Annotated in this window: 10 protein-coding genes; 4 read left to right on the forward strand and 6 right to left on the reverse strand. The window is 34.1% G+C overall.

The genetic code is table 11. The features are described 5' to 3' along the window. Positions 1 to 52 precede the first annotated feature (52 nt). Positions 53 to 2,317, reverse strand: coding sequence for an aconitate hydratase (locus IHE43_RS20895; protein WP_192185696.1), 2,265 nt, complete (start codon positions 2,315 to 2,317; stop codon positions 53 to 55). Positions 2,318 to 2,440: 123 nt separating this feature from the next. Further along, complete coding sequence (locus tag IHE43_RS20900) at positions 2,441 to 5,212, reverse strand: bifunctional aconitate hydratase 2/2-methylisocitrate dehydratase (protein WP_192185697.1); 2,772 nt, start codon at positions 5,210 to 5,212, stop codon at positions 2,441 to 2,443. 422 nt (positions 5,213 to 5,634) lie between these two features. On the opposite strand from IHE43_RS20900, the gene IHE43_RS20905 reads away from it, so the two are divergent. After that, positions 5,635 to 8,130, forward strand: coding sequence for an XrtN system VIT domain-containing protein (locus tag IHE43_RS20905; RefSeq protein WP_192185698.1), 2,496 nt, complete (start codon positions 5,635 to 5,637; stop codon positions 8,128 to 8,130). Continuing rightward, entirely contained in the window at positions 8,131 to 9,363 is a 1,233-nt protein-coding gene (xrtN, locus tag IHE43_RS20910; protein WP_192185699.1) for an exosortase N, read from the forward strand. Between the two features lie 56 nt (positions 9,364 to 9,419). On the opposite strand, the gene IHE43_RS20915 is transcribed toward xrtN, so the two are convergent. Both IHE43_RS20915 and IHE43_RS20920 read right to left on the reverse strand, forming a co-directional pair. Continuing rightward, complete coding sequence (locus IHE43_RS20915; RefSeq protein ID WP_192185700.1) at positions 9,420 to 10,373, reverse strand: MoxR family ATPase; 954 nt, start codon at positions 10,371 to 10,373, stop codon at positions 9,420 to 9,422. 78 nt (positions 10,374 to 10,451) lie between these two features. Beyond that, positions 10,452 to 11,882, reverse strand: a complete 1,431-nt coding sequence (locus IHE43_RS20920) for a peptidylprolyl isomerase (RefSeq protein ID WP_192185701.1) — start codon at positions 11,880 to 11,882, stop codon at positions 10,452 to 10,454. Positions 11,883 to 12,383: 501 nt separating this feature from the next. Between IHE43_RS20920 and IHE43_RS20925 the strand changes: the two genes are divergently transcribed. Both IHE43_RS20925 and IHE43_RS20930 read left to right on the forward strand, forming a co-directional pair. Then, entirely contained in the window at positions 12,384 to 13,823 is a 1,440-nt protein-coding gene (locus IHE43_RS20925; RefSeq protein ID WP_192185702.1) for an alpha-amylase, read from the forward strand. Positions 13,824 to 13,979: 156 nt separating this feature from the next. Further along, complete coding sequence (locus IHE43_RS20930; RefSeq protein ID WP_056190737.1) at positions 13,980 to 15,569, forward strand: peptide chain release factor 3; 1,590 nt, start codon at positions 13,980 to 13,982, stop codon at positions 15,567 to 15,569. A 249-nt stretch (positions 15,570 to 15,818) separates the two neighbouring features. On the opposite strand, the gene IHE43_RS20935 is transcribed toward IHE43_RS20930, so the two are convergent. Both IHE43_RS20935 and rpoC read right to left on the reverse strand, forming a co-directional pair. Beyond that, positions 15,819 to 16,130, reverse strand: a complete 312-nt coding sequence (locus tag IHE43_RS20935) for a DUF3467 domain-containing protein (RefSeq protein WP_026985797.1) — start codon at positions 16,128 to 16,130, stop codon at positions 15,819 to 15,821. A 10-nt stretch (positions 16,131 to 16,140) separates the two neighbouring features. Continuing rightward, positions 16,141 to 20,451: a DNA-directed RNA polymerase subunit beta' gene (gene rpoC, locus IHE43_RS20940; protein ID WP_192185703.1), complete on the reverse strand. Its 4,311-nt coding sequence runs from the start codon at positions 20,449 to 20,451 to the stop codon at positions 16,141 to 16,143. Between the last annotated feature and the right edge of the window lie 171 nt (positions 20,452 to 20,622).

Genomic DNA, 20,622 nt, shown 5'->3' on the forward strand with positions numbered 1-20,622 from the left:
AAAAAGCGCCCTGTTTTCACAGGGCGCTTTTAGTATAATTGAATCTTAAGAATTAAGCTTTTCCGGCAGCAATTAAGTTTAATGCAGAACCGGCAACGAACCAGCCAATTTGACCAGCGTTGTAAGTATGATTTGCCAGGATAATATCTTTTGTACCATCCGCATGAAGAAACTCTAATGTTAATGGTTTTCCCGGAGCGAACTCAGTTAAATCAGTAAAGTTAATAGTATCATTCTCCTGAATTTTATCGTAATCAGCTTCCTTTGCAAAAGTTAAGCCTAAAAGACCTTGTTTTTTAAGGTTTGTTTCATGGATACGTGCAAAAGATTTCACTAATACCGCTTTAACCCCTAAGAAACGAGGTTCCATAGCAGCATGCTCACGAGAAGAACCTTCACCATAGTTGTGATCTCCCACAACTATAGACGGAACTCCAGCCGCTTTATATGCACGGGCTACAGCAGGAACTGCATCGTAATCTCCAGTTAATTGATTTTTAACAGAGTTTGTTTTTTGGTTGAATGCATTTACAGCACCAATCAACATATTATTAGAAATATTGTCTAAATGTCCACGGAAACGTAACCATGGTCCTGCCATAGAAATGTGGTCCGTCGTACATTTTCCGAATGCTTTAATTAACAATTTTGCACCAATAATGTTTTTACCATCCCAGGCATCAAATGGAGCTAATAATTGCAAACGCTCCGATGTTGGGCTTACAACAACCTGAACTCCTGATCCATCTTCAGCCGGAACCTGGAAGCCCGGATCTTTAACATCAAATCCTTTTGGAGGCAATTCGTCTCCTGTTGGAGCCTCAAGCCTTACTTCTTCTCCATCTTCGTTGATTAAAGTATCTGTTAATGGATTGAACCCTAAATCACCTGCAATTGCCATAGCAGTTACCAATTCCGGAGAACCTACGAAGGCTAAAGTATTTGGGTTACCATCTGCACGTTTTGAGAAGTTACGGTTGAAAGAGTGAACAATGGTGTTTCTTTCTTCTTTCTCTGCTCCATCTCTGTCCCACATACCAATACATGGTCCACAAGCATTAGCAAAAACAGTAGCACCAATTTTTTCGAAAGTATCGATAAAACCATCTCTTTCAATTGTATAACGAACAACCTCTGAACCCGGAGTAATTGTAAACTGAGATTTAGTTTTTAAGTTTTTAGCACTTACTTGTCTGGCTAAAGAAGCTGCACGAGAAATATCTTCATAAGAAGAGTTAGTACAAGAACCTATTAAACCTACCTGAATTTGTAAAGGCCAGTTATTTTTGATTGCTTCTTCTTTCATTTTAGAAATTGGAGTAGCTAAATCTGGTGTAAAAGGTCCGTTTAAGTGTGGCTCTAATTCAGATAAATTGATTTCGATAACCTGATCAAAATATTGTTCCGGATTAGCATAAACTTCAGGATCTCCAGTTAAGTAAGACGCTACTTTGTCTGCAGCATCAGCAACATCCGTTCTATTTGTAGAACGCAGGTAACGACTCATAGAATCATCATAACCAAAAGTTGAAGTTGTAGCCCCAATTTCAGCACCCATGTTACAAATAGTACCTTTACCAGTGCAAGACATAGAAGTTGCACCTTCACCAAAATATTCAACGATAGCACCAGTACCACCTTTTACAGTAAGAATACCGGCAACTTTAAGAATAACATCCTTAGGAGCGGTCCATCCTGATAGTTTACCAGTTAATTTTACTCCAATTAATTTAGGAAATTTTAATTCCCAAGCCATGCCTGACATAACATCTACAGCATCAGCCCCACCAACACCAATAGCCACCATTCCTAACCCACCTGCATTTACAGTGTGCGAATCGGTACCAATCATCATTCCACCCGGGAACGCATAATTTTCAAGTACTACCTGATGAATAATTCCAGCTCCGGGTTTCCAGAAACCAATTCCGTATTTATTAGAAACAGACGATAAGAAATCGAAAACTTCATTACTTTGTGTTTTTGCTCTAGCCAAATCGGTTGCAGCATCTACTTTTGCCTGAATCAGGTGATCACAGTGAACTGTTGTAGGAACGGCAACTGTTTTCTTTCCAGCGTGCATAAATTGTAATAATGCCATTTGAGCAGTTGCATCCTGACACGCTACACGATCCGGTGCAAAATCAACATAATCAACTCCTCTTCCAAACGCCTTCGTTGGATTTCCGTCCCAAAGGTGATTGTACAAAATTTTCTCCGTTAAAGTAAGTGGACGACCAACAATCTCGCGTGCTTTGTCAACACGGCCTGGCATGTTCTCATACACTTTTTTAATCATTTCAATATCAAAAGCCATAAGTATAATTGTTTTTGTTTTTGTTATTTTTGAACATGACAAGTTACAAATAATTGATCAGCCAGAAAAGAAAAAGCCCGAGAATAACTCGGGCTTTTGCATATAATTAACTAATCTTAGTTATTACATAACTAATAATTTATGCGAAGGTGCAAATCTGGTCAAATTGATACCATCTACTGCAGCCGTATATTCATCCAATGTAGGAGTTCTACCAAGAATTGTAGACAGAACTACAACCGGCGTAGAAGAAAGTAGTGACTCTCCTTTTTTACCCTCAGTATCTTCTACAACTCTTCCTTGGAAAAGACGAGTCGAAGTTGCCATTACGGTATCTCCTTTTGCCGCTTTTTCCTGATTACCCATACAAAGGTTACATCCTGGACGCTCTAAATACAGCATTTTCTCATATTCTGTACGTGCAGCACCTTTAGGAGCATTATCGTCGAATTCGAAACCTGAGTATTTCTGTAAAACTTCCCAATCTCCTTCAGCTTTAAGCTCATCTACAATGTTATAAGTTGGTGGTGCCACTACAAGCGGTGCTTTAAACTCAACTTTACCATGCAGATTTTCTATATTTTTAAGCATTTGAGCAAGGATTTTCATGTCTCCTTTGTGCACCATGCATGATCCAATAAACCCAAGATCTACTTTTTTCACTCCTCCATAAAAAGATAAGGGTCTGATGGTATCGTGTGTGTATCTTTTTGAAACATCAACATTATTTACATCCGGATCAGCAATCATTGGTTCAATAATCTGATCAAGATCAACAACAACTTCAGCGTAATATTTAGCATTTGAGTCTGGAGTCAAAGCCGGTTTCTCAGCCGATTTAATCTCCGAAATTCTCTTATCTGCTTTATTAATCAACCCCTGAAGAACTTGTTTATGATTGTCCATTCCTTTGTCGATCATAATCTGGATTCTGCCTTTTGCAATCTCTAGCGACTCAATCAAAGTATCATCCTCAGAAATACAAATAGAAGCTTTTGCTTTCATTTCTGCAGTCCAGTCTGTAAAAGTAAATGCCTGGTCAGCTGTAAGAGTTCCAAGATGAACCTCAATAATTCGACCTTGAAATACATTTTCTCCACCAAACTTCTTAAGCATCTGCGCTTGTGTAGCGTGAACCACATCACGAAAGTCCATATAATCTCTCATTTCCCCTACAAACGTCACCTTAACTGATTCCGGAATTGGCATTGAAGCTTCACCAGTAGCAAGTGCAAGAGCAACTGTTCCTGAGTCAGCACCAAAAGCAACACCTTTAGACATTCTTGTGTGAGAGTCACCACCAATAATGATAGCCCATTCGTCTATTGTAATATCGTTTAAAACCTTGTGAATAACATCAGTCATTGAGTGGTAAACGCCTTTCGGGTCACGAGCCGTAATTAAACCGAAATCGTTCATAAATTTCATCAATTTTGGAATATTAGCCTGAGCTTTTTTATCCCATACCGAAGCAGTATGACAACCAGATTGGTATGCACCATCAACGATTGGCGAAATTACAGTAGCAGCCATAGATTCCAATTCCTGAGCAGTCATAAGACCAGTCGTATCTTGCGAACCTACGATATTAACTTCTACACGAACATCTGAACCAGCGTGTAATACTTTACCCGGAGTGATTCCAACAGCATTTTTATTGAAGATTTTCTCTACCGCTGTAAGTCCTTGTCCTTCAATAGAAATCTCTTTTGATGGAGCAAATACAAGAGGAGCCTCGATGTCCAAAATTTTTGCCGCTAATGTTTGAAGTTTTTTACCAAATACAATTGCGTATGATCCACCAGCTTTTATAAATTCCATTTTCTGAGGCGTGAATGCCTTAGAAATGTCAATTAGCTCTTTGTCACCGTTATAAAGTTTCTTAGTTTTTGTGTTTATTGTAAGTACAGTTCCTGTAGCAACTGAGTATGCTTCTTCCAGAACAGGCTCATTATTCTCATTACGAATAACATTACCATCTGCATCTAATTTTTTAACCCAGTTTTTAAGGTCTAAACCAATACCACCTGTAACATCAACAGTTGTTAAAAAAATTGGAGAAATACCATTTGTTCCTGCAACGATTGGAGCAATATTAATAAAGGGAACATATGGACTTGCTTGTTTACCTGTCCAAAGTGCAACGTTATTTACTCCTGACATTCTTGACGAACCTACACCCATTGTACCTTTCTCAGCAATCAACATAACGCTCGCATCAGGATGTTTTGCCTGCAAAGCCTTAATTTCCTCTTGTGCCTGAGGAGTAATCATGCATTTACCATGAAGTTCACGGTCAGAACGTGAGTGCGCCTGGTTACCCGGAGATAATAAATCAGTTGAGATGTCTCCTTCACCAGCAATAAAAGTAACTACTTTAATTTCTTCAACAACTTCTGGAAGTGTCGTAAAAAATTCTGCTTGTGCGTAACTTTTAATAAGCTCTATAGCGATTGGGTTACCATTTTTAAATGCTTCTTTTAAACGGTCTGTATCTGCCTCATAAAGATAAACTTGTGATTTAAGGACATTGGCCGCTTCTTTTGCAATAGCAACATCATTACCAAGCGCTAAGTCTAGCAATACCTCAATAGAAGGCCCACCTTTCATGTGTGATAATAACTCAAAAGCAAAAGCTGGTGTTATTTCTTTAACTTCGAATTCACCAAGAATAATTTCCTTTAAAAACTTAGCTTTAAGACCAGCAGCACTGGTTGTTCCCGGTACAACATTATAAATAAAAAAGTTAAGAGAATCTTCTCTGTACTCGTTATTCAAATCTTTAATTTGTTCAATTATGTCGCTTAATAATTCAGCACCATCAATTGGTTTTGGATGAAGTCCCTGACCTTTTCGTTCTTCAATCTCTTTAATGTAATCCTTATAAATGTTCATAAATAGAAGTATTTCTTGGTGTTTTTATTTTTTTGTTCGCAAATTTAGCTATTAAAGCCGAGAATTAAAAAAAATATAATAGAACTAGCCTTTTCAAAAATTATTATTGTTAAAAAACGATTTTGACCGCTTGTTTTTGCCAAAACCTCAATTTTGTATTAAAATAATGAATTATTGATATTTTAAAATCTTTTCTTTAACAAAGTCGAAATTTGTTGTTATAAACGAAGTGAGATTTTACCTCGTTTTTCACAAAGAATCTTTCTAAATAGAGAATTATAACGTTATAGTTGTGTTTTTTCTTTCTTTTCGATGCGACTAACTCACCTAAAAATTTTCTCTTAAAAAATTAAAATAAAAAACTTGTAATTCAATATTTCTATTAACTTTGTAATTCAAAGTGCTTTTAAATTAATATAACTATGAAATACAAAACAGAAATTTTAGATTTTTATGCTCAAAAACCGGGAGTAATAATTAGTTTAATTGTTATGCTCTTCAGTACCATATTCCTTGTGACTTCTCTTGTAAGTAGAGAATTCCATTTTTACGATTATGAATCTATTGCTATACCAAGTTTGGTCTTTGAGTTTGTGTATGGAACAGTAGTCTCTTTTTTAATTTTAAGAGACAAAGAAACATACATACATCTCACGTCATTTTTAATATTGAACTGGTTTATTGGATGTTTTTGCCTGAATACCTTGATTCCGATTTTTCAGGATTTGCCAATTTGGATTTACGCCACAACGTTTGCTTTTTGCATTTCCAATTTTTTCATTTATAACAACTCAGAAGGAAATTCTAATACTTTCTATTACTTTTTTGTTAATGGATTTTCCTTTACAGTGATTCTTTATTTCGCAGTTTATCTGATTCCGGTTATGCCTTATTCTTTTGTCGGAATTATTGCCTTGGGATTAGGTTTTTACGGTTTGGTTCCCGCTCTGGTTATCGCTATCCATACCTGGACTGTGCTTCGCTATTTAAACCGAAATAGAATTTACTTTATTTCTTTCAGCGCAGGATTTTCAATTGTAATAATCTGTTTAATAGTTTTTACAATAGGACTAAGCATCGAAAGCAATAAAATAGCAAAAACTGCAATGGTTAAGTCTTTTAACCAGAATGATGATTTACCAAATTATATAGCTGTTTCACAAAACCTGAAACCTAATTTTTTCAATGAAATACTATTAAAGAAAGACATTGTTTATGTTGGTCCAGATGATTTTTTTTCATTTGACAATTTTAATTCTTTTAGCAATCAACAATTTAACGAGAGAAAAACACATAACCCTTTTATTAGCATTGCCTATTTATTTTGTAAAGATTCTGGTCTGAGCAACGATGATAAAATAAATATCCTAAAATCGAATTTTGATAAAAGATTAGAAACAGAAGAACAACTATGGAGTGGTGAAGATTTATTTACCAAAAACATTAAAGAAGACGTGAAAATCTATCCGGACAGCCGATTGGCTTACACTGAAATCACAATGAATATTGCTTGTGCAGAAGATTCATGGCGAGATCAGGAAGCCATTTACTCATTTCAATTACCTGAAGGATCTGTTGCAACTTCGCTTTCACTTTGGGTAAACGGAATTGAACGAAAAGGTGTCTTAACAACTAAAGAAAAAGCAAAAAAAGCATACACACAAATTGTTGGCGTGGAGAGCCGCGATCCCTCATTAATGCAGTGGAAAGAAGGGAACAAAGTTGTAGTGAGAGTTTTTCCAGTAAATTATAAAACTCCGAGAACATTTAAATGTGGTTTTACAACACCTTTGAAAGTTGAGGATAATGAAATGAAATATCAAAGTCTTTCTATAAAAGGTCCTAATATTTCAAATGCTGAAACAATTTCAAGAATTCAAATAGTGGGAAATAGCAAAATTGAAACCAGCAAAGACTTTGAACTCAAAAATGGCTTTTATATAAATGAATCAAAAGGACTGGACGATTGGCATGCAAATATGTCTTTGAATAAGGTGCTTTCTAATTCATTTGTATGGAAAAACAGAGTGTATGAAGTTAAAGACATTCAGAAAACAATTATTCCATTTACACCTTCTGAAATTATTTTGGATTTAAACACCAATTGGACTACCAAACAAATTGATTCATTTGTAAACGGGAATCAAAGAAACATTTACGTCTTTGTAAATGGTCAAAAAACAGCAATTAATAAAGAGAATTTCAAAGCGATTCAGCTAGATTTTGAAGACTTCCATTATTCTTTATTACCTCTATATAAATTAGCAAAAAACAGTTTGGTCATTACAAAATCCGGAACATTTTCAGCCAATTTTGAAGAATTGGAAGCTTCAAATTATCTAAAGAAAATTAAAACCCAAACGAAACAACGAAACATCAAGGTTATTAATATCTCGGCAGATATTAATCCGTTTTGGCAGACTGTCAAAGAGCAAAAATATGTCGATTACTTTCAGACGACTTTGAAGAATAGCTTAAAAATGATTGAGCAACATCAATTTGTACAATTTAAAACAGATAAAAACCTGGTAAATATTGAACCTGCAAATATTTCTATTAAGGAAAAACCACAGGACAGTATTTCAAAAAGCAATGGTCCAAATCATATTTACAGAATGTATGCTTTTGGAAAAGTTCTGGAAGAACAGGTAAAAATTCAGACTGACACTTTGGCCAGCAATCAATATGTTGAATTAGCAAAAGATGCCAATATAGTAACTCCAATTTCTTCATTAATTGTACTTGAAACCAATGAAGATTATAAAAAGAACGGTATTGAGAAAAATACAAATACTTTAGGAAATGCCTCCATAAACAATGACGGATCTGTTCCTGAGCCTCATGAATGGTTATTAATTATTATCGGAACTGGAACACTTTACTTCTATTATAGAAAAAATAAAAAACAGACTGTCTAAATGAATCATTTATTGAAATACCAAAAAACAATTGGCATCTTTATCGTTTTCTGTCTTTTAATTATTAATTATAAGATTGTATTGGCAGGGTTAGACAGTAATTTGTTTGGAATCCTATTTTCAATAGCATTATTTTTTATTGGGGGAAGAAAAACAACCTTAAACCTAAACTTCCCTCTTTTTGCAATGATTTTTATATTAGAATTTATCAGCTACCGACTTCATACCAAATCTGTACATTTTCTGGCTTTGGCTTTATTTATATGTCTTATATATTATAACATAACTCAAAAATTTTCATTCATTGCCTTCATCTGCGTCCTTTTGTTTTCTTCACTTTTTAGTACATTTTTCGATTATCTGACAACAGAAATAAAACAAGCTCTTTGCTATTTTGTCTATGTGACTTTAAAGAATTTTATCCCAATTAATAAAATAGAAGGTGTTAATTTTTATATTAATAATGCAAAAATCACGATTGACACTGCCTGTATGGGTTTGTCAATGTTTAAAACGGGTTTGTTGTCTGGCGCACTTTTACTGACATTGGAAGAAAAAAAACATCAAAAATATTTCAACATCATACAAATTCTTCTTTTTTGCTGTGTCTTAATTGTCCTGAATATTATTTCAAATTATTTCAGAATCATCACGTTGATTTTATTTAATTGTACCGAAGAAAATGTACTACATCATACTATTGGAATACTCTGTTTTATCTTTTATCAAATTATACCAATGCTTTTTTTAATCCGTTTCTTTAAACCGAAAAAAGAAGAAATTAAAATAACGAAGAATTTTTATCCAATTTTCTTCACTATCATTCCCACAATAATAGTAGTAGTCGCCACCAGTTTTGAAATAAAAAAAGAACAGTATTACAATTTACTTGAAAATCTAAATCCGGAATATAAAAATCAAAAAGGAGTTTGGGTAAATAAGGAAGTATTTAAAATTGTGACATCAGACAAACTAATTTATATTAAAACTTCTAATCACAACCCATTAGTTTGCTGGACAGGCGCCGGATATAAAATAATTGAATCGAAGGAAGTTAAAAAAGGAAATGAAAAAATTTGGCAGGTTAAAATAGAGAAAGATCAAATCCTATATTACTCTTATTGGTGGTATGAATGCAATAGTAAAAAGTACACTTCACTTATTGACGTCCTTTTAATGAAACTATTCGACAACAAACCTGTGCGCCTAATTAACGAAACAAGTAAAGCTTAAAATAAGAAAACCTGACAAGTTTATTTGACAGGCTTTCTTATAAATTTCATCTATCACTAAAGTAACTTCTGAATAATAATATCTTCTGTTATTCCTTCAGCATCTGCTTTATAATTTTTAATAATTCTGTGGCGTAAAATTCCGGTTGCAACTGCTTTTACATCTTCAATATCTGGTGAAAATTTACCATGAAAAGCTGCATGTGCTTTTGCTGCCAGAATCAAATTTTGAGAAGCTCTTGGCCCAGCACCCCAGTCCAAATAATTTTTCACAAAAGCATTAGACAAAGCATTATCAGGACGAGTTTTGCTAACCAAAGTCACTGCATATTCAATTACATTATCTGCCACAGGGATTCTGCGGATCAAATGTTGGAAATCAATAATTTCTTGTGCCGTAAATAATGGATTAATCGTTGTTTTCACATCAGATGTTGTACGTTTAACAACCTGAACTTCTTCTTCAAAAGTTGGATATTCTAATTTTACAGCAAACATAAAACGGTCTAACTGAGCTTCCGGTAACGGATACGTTCCCTCTTGCTCAATTGGATTTTGAGTTGCTAATACAAAATATGGTAAATCTAATTTATAATTTTGTCCTGCAATAGTTACCGAACGTTCCTGCATTGCTTCAAGTAAAGCGGCTTGTGTTTTTGGTGGAGTTCTATTGATCTCATCTGCCAAAATAATATTTGAAAAGATCGGTCCTTTGATGAATTTAAACTGTCTGTTTTCATCCAGAATCTCACTTCCTAAAATATCTGAAGGCATCAAATCCGGCGTAAACTGAATTCTTTTAAAATCTAAACCTAAAGCCTGAGACAAAGTATTAATCATTAATGTTTTTGCCAAGCCCGGAACTCCAATTAAAAGAGCGTGTCCTCCTGAAAATATACACAATAAAATTTGATCTACAACTGCATCCTGGCCTACAATGATTTTTGCTATTTCTGATTTTAATTCGTTTCGTTTTTGGACTAAATTATGAATTGCTGCTACGTCAGACATTTAAGTATGTTTTTAAATTGAAAAAGAGTTAGCTCTATGAATTCATAAAACTAACTCTTTTTATTTATTTAATAAAAATTATTTTTTCAACCAATTGTTCGTAAAAGCACAATCTCTATATTCTCCAATAATTTTAATGTAAGTATCTTTAATCTTAGTATCGAACCATTTTCCAATTGCTTCAATCTGTTTTTCTTTCAATGCTAAATCTTTAATTTTTGTATAATCCTTAGCATAATCAGCTACGTGCTCATCAATTCTATTAGTAACAGTAATTAATTTATACGTTTTTTTTCCTTTATCATCTGTACTTAAAAGCGGCTGAGAAACTTCAGTATCTTTTAGATTCGAAACCTGGCTATACAATGTAGGATCCATCTTAGTTAACTCAAAACGAGTGTCTTGCGTATTAGGATTTATTAATACACCCCCATTTGCTCTTGTTTCTTTCTCGTCAGACTCTGTTCTGGCAGCATCTGCAAAGGTTACTTCTTTAGATTCTATCTTTTTTCTAATGTTGGTAATTCTTTCTTTTGCTTCTTTCAATGCATCCTCAGTAACCGTTGGTGAAATTAAAATATGACGTAACTCAACTTCTTGTCCCTTAATTTTATCTATCATAATAATATGATATCCAAAATTTGTTTTAAAAGGCTCTGAAATTTCACCTTCCTGCAAGCTAAATGCTACATCTTTAAATTCTTTTACAAAAGGTGTTTTTCTGGTCATTTTATAATATCCTCCATTTGATGAAGACCCGGGATCCTGCGAATACAAAACTGCTTTTGTAGCAAAACTTGAACCCTCAAGAACATCTTTTCTAATAGCATTTAATCTATCAATTACTTTTTGTTCATCTTCTTTTGAAACTTTTGGTTCTACCACAATCTGCGCCACTTCCATTTCTGCTCCAAAAGTTGGAAGCTCATCTTTAGGTATTTTTTTAAAGAAATTACGAACTTCTTCGGGTGTAATTTGTACGCCATCGACAATTTTATCTCTCATTTCTGAAGATAATTTTTGTTCTTTTAAAATATCTGCAAAATAAGTTTTAAACTCTTCTACCGAACTTTTTTTATAATATTCAACTACTTTATTGATATCACCCACTTGTTTTACCATATAATTCAGTCTGTCGTCCATCATGCTTCTTACTTCTGCATCACTTACTATAATACTATCCTGAATCGCTTGGTGTGCATATAGTTTATCTTCTAAAAGTTTACCAAGCATCTGACATCTTGTAATATCTTTTACATTTCCTCCCTGAGCAGTAATTTCTAAAAATCCTTTATCAATATCTGAATCTAAAACAATATAATCTCCAACAGTAGCAATGATACCGTCAACTTTTAGCTTCTGTCCAGTAGGAACTTCAACTGGTTTTTGAGCCACAACATCTGGAATAATTTCCTGAGCCGAAACAATTGAGTTGAAAAAAAGTAAAAAACACATTGTCAACACTAGTTTGTAATCAATTGTTTTTAGCTGTAATTTTTTTAATAACATTATTTTAAATTTAATTTGAATGTAAAGATCTTGCCTTCGTACTTCTTTTTTAAAGTAAAAATCACTAAATAATTAAGATCTAGTTCCTTTTAAGTTATAACGAACAAAAATAACAATTCAATCACATAATACAACTATCAGCCATACTATTAACAAAAAATTATATGGATTGCATTTCGATTTCACAAATAGAAGCGTTTCCCGGATGATTATTCGCTAAACCGAGAAGAAAACCTCACTTCTAAAATTTCTCAGAAATAGCTTGGTTGAAAACACACGAAAACACAAACGACTAAATTTCAATAAAATAAAAAAAAGTTTTTAACACTACAACGTTTTCGTTGTATAACTATTTTCTTATAAAAACGAACCGAATTAAAAAACATATACTTTAGATGCGTAATTAATAATTTTTAGATGCTAAAATTGTGAATATCTCTTTTAAATATTTAAAAATAAATAATTACAAAACTTTATTAACCTTTTAACCAAATCTTAATTATGAAAAACCACAATGCAAAAATTTATTTGATGACTGCGATCACAGCATTTTTTTGTTCGTGTTCGCCAAATGAAACAACTGAAGTTGACTCAAGAGCTGAAAGTCAACAATTTGAAATTATTAATGTGACACATCATGACGGAAAGCCTTTTAGCACAGGAGCTAAATCATCACTAACTGGAAAATATGTTGATAATCCAGGTGGCGGAGTTATGATGCAAGCCTTTTATTGGGATGTTCCGGCCGGAGGAAATTGGTGGAATACCGTTAATGGTAAAGTGACCGCGTGGTCGAATGCCGGAATAGGTTCTATTTGGCTTCCACCTGCTTCAAAAGCACAAAACGGGGCTTTCTCTATGGGATACGATCCAACAGATTATTTTGATTTTGGAGATTATAATCAAAATGGAACTACAGAAACGAGATTTGGGTCTAAAACTGAATTGGTAAGTTTGATTACAAAAGCACATACTGAAAACATGAAAGTATATGCCGACATTGTAATTAATCACAATAGTGGAGGGCAATCTGAAGCAAATCCATTTACAGGAACTAATACGTGGACTAATTTTAATGGAATTGCTTCCGGAAAATTCAAACGCACTTATGTGAATTTTTATAAAAATAGTTATGGAAACAACGACGAAGGTTCTTTTGGAGGTTTTCCAGACTTGTGCCATGCAGATCCTTATGTACAGGATTGGTTATGGAAAAGAGCTGACGGAGTTGGTAAATATTATAAAAACACCATGAAATTTGACGGATGGCGATTTGATTATGTGAAAGGTTTTGCTCCTTGGGTTGTATACGATTGGAATGCAAACGTTGGTGGATTTTCTGTTGGTGAATTATGGGATTCTAATGTAGACATATTAAATAACTGGGCTAATAGTGCCAACAGTTCAGTCTTTGATTTTGCCTGTTATTATAAAATGAATGATGCTTTTGACGGAAATAATCTTGCGCTTCTGAATGATGATATGATGTGGAAAAGAAATCCGTACAAAGCAGTAACATTTGTAGCAAATCATGATACTGATGAGATTTCAAATAAATTATTGGCGTATTCATATATTTTAACGCATGAAGGATACCCAACAATCTTCTACAGAGATTATGAAGAATGGCTTGATAAAACGAAACTAAACAATTTGATTTGGATTCATAATAACAAAGCAACAGGGACAACGTCGATTTTATACTCAGACAATGATGAATATGTAGCCAGAAGAAATGGATACAATGGAAATCCAGGATTAGTTGTTTACATTAATAATTCTGATGTTTGGCAGGAAAGATGGATTCAGACAAATTGGGCTAATACTCAAATTAAAGATTTTACAGGTAATTCGACCTGGTATCCAACTACACAAGCGGATAAATGGGTAAAAATTCAATGTCCTCCAAAAGGATATTCGGTTTGGTCTATTAATCAATAATTTGTAAAAACAACAATTAAAAGACTGTTCTGGAAAAACAGTCTTTTTTTTGCTTTAAAGTTTCTGTTTATAAAGTAATGACTTCTAAATTATAGAAGTGAATATTTTTATTAAGCCGTAATTAATAGTACTTTTGCAAACCTATTTATACAAAATATGAGCTTTTTAAAAGAAATACAACGCAGAAGAACATTCGGAATTATATCGCATCCCGATGCAGGTAAAACAACTTTAACTGAAAAATTATTGTTATTTGGAGGTGCAATTCAGGAAGCTGGTGCGGTAAAAAATAATAAAATAAAAAAAGGAGCAACGAGTGATTTCATGGAAATCGAACGCCAAAGAGGTATTTCGGTTTCGACTTCTGTACTTGCTTTTAATTATAAAGATAAAAAAATCAACATTCTTGATACTCCGGGACACAAGGATTTTGCCGAAGATACTTTTAGAACTTTAACTGCTGTTGATAGTGTTATTGTTGTAATTGATGTCGCAAAAGGGGTTGAGGAACAAACGGAGAAATTGGTTGCAGTTTGTAGAATGAGAAACATTCCGATGATTGTTTTCATCAATAAATTAGACCGTGAAGGAAAGGATGCTTTTGACTTAATGGATGAAGTTGAACAGAAATTAGGTTTGACAGTTACTCCTTTAAGTTTCCCTATAGGAATGGGTTATGACTTTCAGGGAATTTATAATTTATGGGAACAAAACATCAATCTTTTTAGCGGTGACAGCCGTAAGAATATTGAAGAAACTATTGCTTTTTCAGACGTTCAAAATCCTGAATTAGAAAAAATAATAGGTCAAAAACCTGCAGATAAATTGCGTGAAGAATTAGAATTAATTGATGAAGTGTATCCAAAATTTGAGCGTCAGGATTATTTAGACGGAAAAATTCAGCCTGTATTTTTTGGTTCAGCTTTAAATAATTTTGGAGTTCGTGAATTGTTAGATTGTTTCGTCACTATCGCACCATCTCCAAGACCAAAAGATTCTGAAACACGTTTAGTGGATCCAAAAGAAGAAAAGATGACAGGTTTTGTATTTAAAATCCATGCTAATATGGATCCAAAACACAGAGATCGTCTAGCTTTTATCAAAATTGTTTCCGGAACTTTCGAAAGAAATAAGCCTTATTACCACGTTCGTCAAAAGAAAAACTTAAAATTTTCTAGTCCAAATGCATTCTTTGCTGAGAAAAAAGAAATTGTAGACATTTCATATCCTGGTGATATCGTAGGTTTACACGACACAGGAAATTTCAAGATTGGAGACACTTTAACAGAAGGAGAAATAATGAGTTTCAAGGGAATTCCAAGTTTCTCTCCGGAACACTTTAGATACATCAATAATGCGGACCCTATGAAAGCCAAGCAATTGGACAAAGGTGTAGATCAGTTGATGGATGAAGGTGTTGCTCAGTTATTTACATTAGAAATGAATAATCGTAAAGTTATCGGAACTGTTGGAGCACTTCAATATGAGGTAATTCAGTACCGTTTAGAACATGAGTATGGTGCAAAATGTACTTATGAAAACTTCCCGGTTCATAAAGCGTGTTGGGTAAAACCTGATGATGCCAAAAATGACGAGTTTAAAGAATTCAAACGTATCAAACAAAAGTTCTTAGCTCATGATAAGTACGGACAATTGGTATTCTTAGCTGATTCTGATTTTACAATCCAAATGACACAAAGCAAATATCCGAGTGTGAAATTATTTTTCACTTCTGAATTTGATTAAATCCTCTTTTAAAGAACATATAAAAAAAGCGCTAATTATATAATTAGCGCTTTTTTTTAATTTGAATTAATCAACCTTTACTAAGTAATTATATTCCAAAAAATTAAATCTTTTTTATAGGCGATACTAAGTTAGAATAATGTCGCCTAAGGTGAAAATTTAGTCGATGAAAGTAAATTTAAATCGGTTAAAGTGCAATATTTTTAGATTTAGAGCAAAAAAAAGCCCCATTGCTGGGGCTTTTAAAATTTATGCTTGTCCTGCCGGACCAAAATTAAGCGGGATTGGTGCTTGTTCAGTGTCTTTGATTTCGCCATGAGCGACTTCAAAACGATGAATATTTTCACCAATTGCTTTTAATAATCTTTTAGCATGTTGTGGTGTCAGGACAATTCTTGACTTTACCTTGGCTTTAGGAATACCTGGCATAATGCTCACAAAATCTAAAACAAACTCTGATGATGAGTGGTTGATAATCGCGAGATTAGAATAAATTCCTTCTGCAATAGTTTCATCCAACTCGATATTAATTTGCTCTTGTTGTTGTTTCGGATTACTCATAGTTTCCTAATTAATAAATATATTCTTCTTTATTAGCCATCATTTCATTGTAATCGTCTTTAGAACCTACGATAGTATTATCGTATTCTCTCATACCAGTTCCCGCAGGAATTCTGTGTCCAACAATTACATTTTCTTTTAATCCTTCTAAATCATCTACTTTACCAGCTACTGCAGCTTCGTTAAGTACTTTTGTTGTTTCCTGGAAAGAAGCAGCAGAGATAAATGATTTAGTTTGTAGCGAAGCTCTTGTAATACCTTGTAAAACTGGCGTTGCAGTTGCAGTAATTACATCTCTGGCTACAACCAGATTCTTATCATTTCGTTTAAGCAATGAGTTTTCATCACGTAGATCACGAGGAGAAATAATCTGACCTGGTTTCAATACAGCAGAATCTCCAGCATCTTCAACTACTTTCATACCATATAATTTATCATTTTGAACGATAAAATCTTTAGTATGAATTAATTGATCTTCCAGGAATAATGTATCCCCTGGATCCTGAACCCTTACCTTACGCATCATTTGACGAATAACTACCTCAAAGTGCTTGTCATTAATTTTTACCCCTTGTAAACGGTATACCTCTTGAATTTCATTTACCAAGTACTGTTGAACAGCAGCCGGTCCTTGAATTCTTAAAATATCATCTGGTGTAATTGCACCGTCAGACAATGGTACTCCTGCTCTTACGAAGTCATTTTCTTGTACTAAGATTTGGCTTGAAAGTTTAACTAAATACTTTTTAATCTCACCAAATTTAGATTCGATAACAATTTCACGGTTACCTCTTTTGATTTTTCCAAAAGAAACAACACCGTCAATTTCAGAAACAACTGCTGGGTTTGAAGGGTTACGAGCCTCAAGCAACTCAGTAATTCTTGGTAAACCTCCTGTAATATCGCCTGCTTTAGAAGAACGACGTGGAATTTTAACCAATACTTTACCTGCTTTAATTTTCTCTCCATTCTCAACCATAAGGTGGGCTCCTACTGGTAAGTTATACGAACGAATCAATTCACCTTCTTTACCGTAAACCAATAAAGTTGGAATTAATTTTTTATTTCTTGCTTCAGAAATTACTTTTTCCTGGAATCCTGTTTGCTCATCGATTTCAACCATGAACGATTGTCCTTGCTCTAAATCCTCGTAAGCAATTTTACCAGTAAATTCAGAAACAATTACACCATTATATGGATCCCACTTACAGATCACAGATCCTTTAGTAACAACTTCACCATCCTTAACGAAAATACTAGATCCGTAAGGAATATTGTGTGTATTTAAAACGATTCCGGTTTTCTCATCAACCAATTTCAATTCAGTTGAACGTGATACTACGATATCAGTCGCATTACCTTCACTATCCTCACCTTTAACAGTTTTTAAATCTTCAATCTCAAGTCTACCGTTGAATCTTGTAACAATACTAGATTCTTCAGATATACCTCCAGCAACCCCTCCAACGTGGAACGTACGAAGTGTCAACTGTGTACCTGGCTCTCCAATAGACTGAGCTGCAATAACTCCGACAGCTTCACCTCTTTGTGTCATTTTTCCAGTAGCTAAGTTTCTACCGTAACATTTAGCACAAATACCTTTTAAAGCCTCACAAGTTAATGGAGATCTAACCTCTACTTTTTCAATTGGAGAAGCTTCGATAGTTCTCATAATTGCTTCAGTAATTTGGTGTCCAGATTGAACCATTACTTCATTAGTAAGAGGATTTATAACATCTTGCAATGCAACACGTCCTAAAATTCTTTCTCCTAACGATTCAACGATTTCCTCATTTTTCTTCAAAGCAGAAACTTCAACACCTCTTAAAGTTCCACAATCTTCGATGTTTACAATAACATCTTGTGAAACGTCATGAAGTCTTCTTGTCAAGTATCCGGCATCGGCAGTTTTAAGAGCCGTATCCGCAAGTCCTTTACGAGCACCGTGAGTAGAAATGAAATACTCAAGAATCGAAAGACCTTCCTTAAAGTTAGAAAGAATCGGGTTTTCAATAATCTCACCACCACCAGCAGTAGATTTTTTAGGCTTAGCCATCAAACCACGCATACCAGTTAACTGACGAATCTGTTCTTTAGAACCCCTAGCTCCAGAGTCAAGCATCATATATACAGAGTTGAAACCTTGTTGGTCTTCTCTAATATTTTTCATTGCTAACTCAGTTAATTGAGCATTGGCTGAAGTCCATACGTCAATAACCTGGTTGTAACGCTCGTTATTCGTAATAAGACCCATGTTATAATTCACAGAAATACCTTCAACTTGTTCTCTGGCATCTGCAATTAATTTTGTTTTTTGTTCTGGAATTCTAATATCACCAAGAGAGAAAGATAAACCTCCTCTAAATGCGAATTTATAACCCATATCTTTCATATTATCCAAGAAAGCCGCAGTTGTAGGTACATCAGTCACACTTAAAATGTGCCCGATAATATCTCTAAGGTTTTTCTTAGTCAATACATCATTGATATATCCAGCTGCTTCAGGTACTACCTCGTTAAATAATACACGCCCTGCAGTTGTTTGAATAATTTTGAACACTAATTCTCCAGCCTCATTAAAATCTTTTGCTCTAATTCTTACGCGAGCATTCAATTCTAATCTTCCTTCGTTTAATGCAATGTTTACTTCTTCAGCAGAATAGAAAGTTAAGTCTTGACCTAAAATTACATGTTCTGGTGTTGAAATACGTTCTTTGGTCATATAATACAGACCCAAGACCATATCCTGAGAAGGTACAGTAATTGGAGCTCCATTTGCAGGATTAAGAATATTGTGAGAAGCCAACATTAACAATTGTGCCTCTAAAATAGCCTCTGGTCCTAATGGCAAGTGAACTGCCATCTGATCCCCATCAAAATCGGCGTTGAAAGCCGTACATACTAATGGGTGCAATTGAATCGCTTTTCCTTCAATTAATTTTGGTTGGAAAGCTTGAATACCAAGTCTGTGTAACGTAGGAGCACGGTTAAGTAATACTGGATGTCCTTTAATTACATTTTCAAGGATATCCCAAACTACAGGCTCTTTTTTGTCGATTATTTTCTTAGCAGATTTTACTGTCTTAACAATACCTCTTTCAATCAATTTACGGATTACGAAAGGTTTGTATAATTCAGAAGCCATATCTTTTGGCAAACCGCATTCGAATAATTTTAATTCAGGACCAACAACAATTACCGAACGAGCAGAATAATCCACACGTTTTCCAAGTAAGTTTTGACGGAAACGTCCTTGCTTACCTTTTAATGAATCCGATAATGATTTTAATGGTCTGTTAGATTCTGTTTTAACAGCAGAAGCTTTACGAGTGTTATCAAATAATGAATCTACAGATTCCTGTAACATACGTTTTTCGTTTCTTAAGATAACTTCTGGAGCTTTAATCTCCATTAATCTTTTCAAACGGTTGTTACGGATGATTACACGACGGTATAAATCATTTAAATCTGAAGTTGCAAAACGACCTCCATCAAGTGGCACAAGCGGACGTAATTCTGGTGGAATAACAGGAACCACTTTCATAATCATCCACTCAGGACGATTTTCGCGGTTTAAGTTAGACTCACGGAAAGACTCTACAACTTGTAATCTTTTTAAAGCTTCAGTTTTACGTTGTTTAGATGTCTCGTTGTTAGCGCTGTGTCTTAATTCATAAGATAAAGCATCTAAGTCAATACGAGCCAATAAGTCCATAATACACTCTGCTCCCATTTTGGCAACAAATTTATTAGGATCCATATCATCTAAATATTGATTTTCTTGCGGAAGAGTATCTAAAATATTCAAATATTCTTCTTCAGTTAAGAAATCTAATCTTTGTAATGATTCTCCATCTGCATTTTTAGCAATACCTGCTTGAATTACTACGTATCTTTCGTAGTAAATGATCATATCTAATTTTTTAGATGGAAGACCAAGGATATAACCAATTTTGTTTGGAAGAGAACGGAAATACCAAATGTGAGCAATTGGCACAACAAGGTTGATGTGTCCTACTCTGTCACGACGTACTTTTTTCTCAGTAACTTCAACACCACAACGGTCACAGATAATACCTTTGTAACGAATTCTTTTATATTTACCACAAGCACACTCAAAATCCTTAACAGGTCCGAAGATTCTTTCGCAGAAAAGTCCGTCACGCTCTGGTTTGTGAGTTCTATAGTTGATAGTTTCTGGTTTCAAAACCTCTCCTCTTGATTCTTTCAAGATAGATTCTGGTGAAGCCAATCCAATTGAGATTTTATTAAATCTTTTAACCGGATTTTTATCTTTATTATTATTTCTATTATTCATCATAGTTTTTACTATTGATTTATTTTGCAATTAAAAAATTGATTTTAGATTTCTGATTTTTTCCGCTTTAAGCGAAAGTTACTCAGCAAACTACTACCTCGGGTTACTTCTCTAAACTTCAAACCTTTCATATTTTGAAGTGCTAATTATAAAACTCTTAGGGCTTATATAAAA

The sequence above is a fragment of the Flavobacterium sp. MDT1-60 genome (assembly GCF_014844035.1).
Classification (GTDB): Bacteria; Bacteroidota; Bacteroidia; order Flavobacteriales; family Flavobacteriaceae; genus Flavobacterium.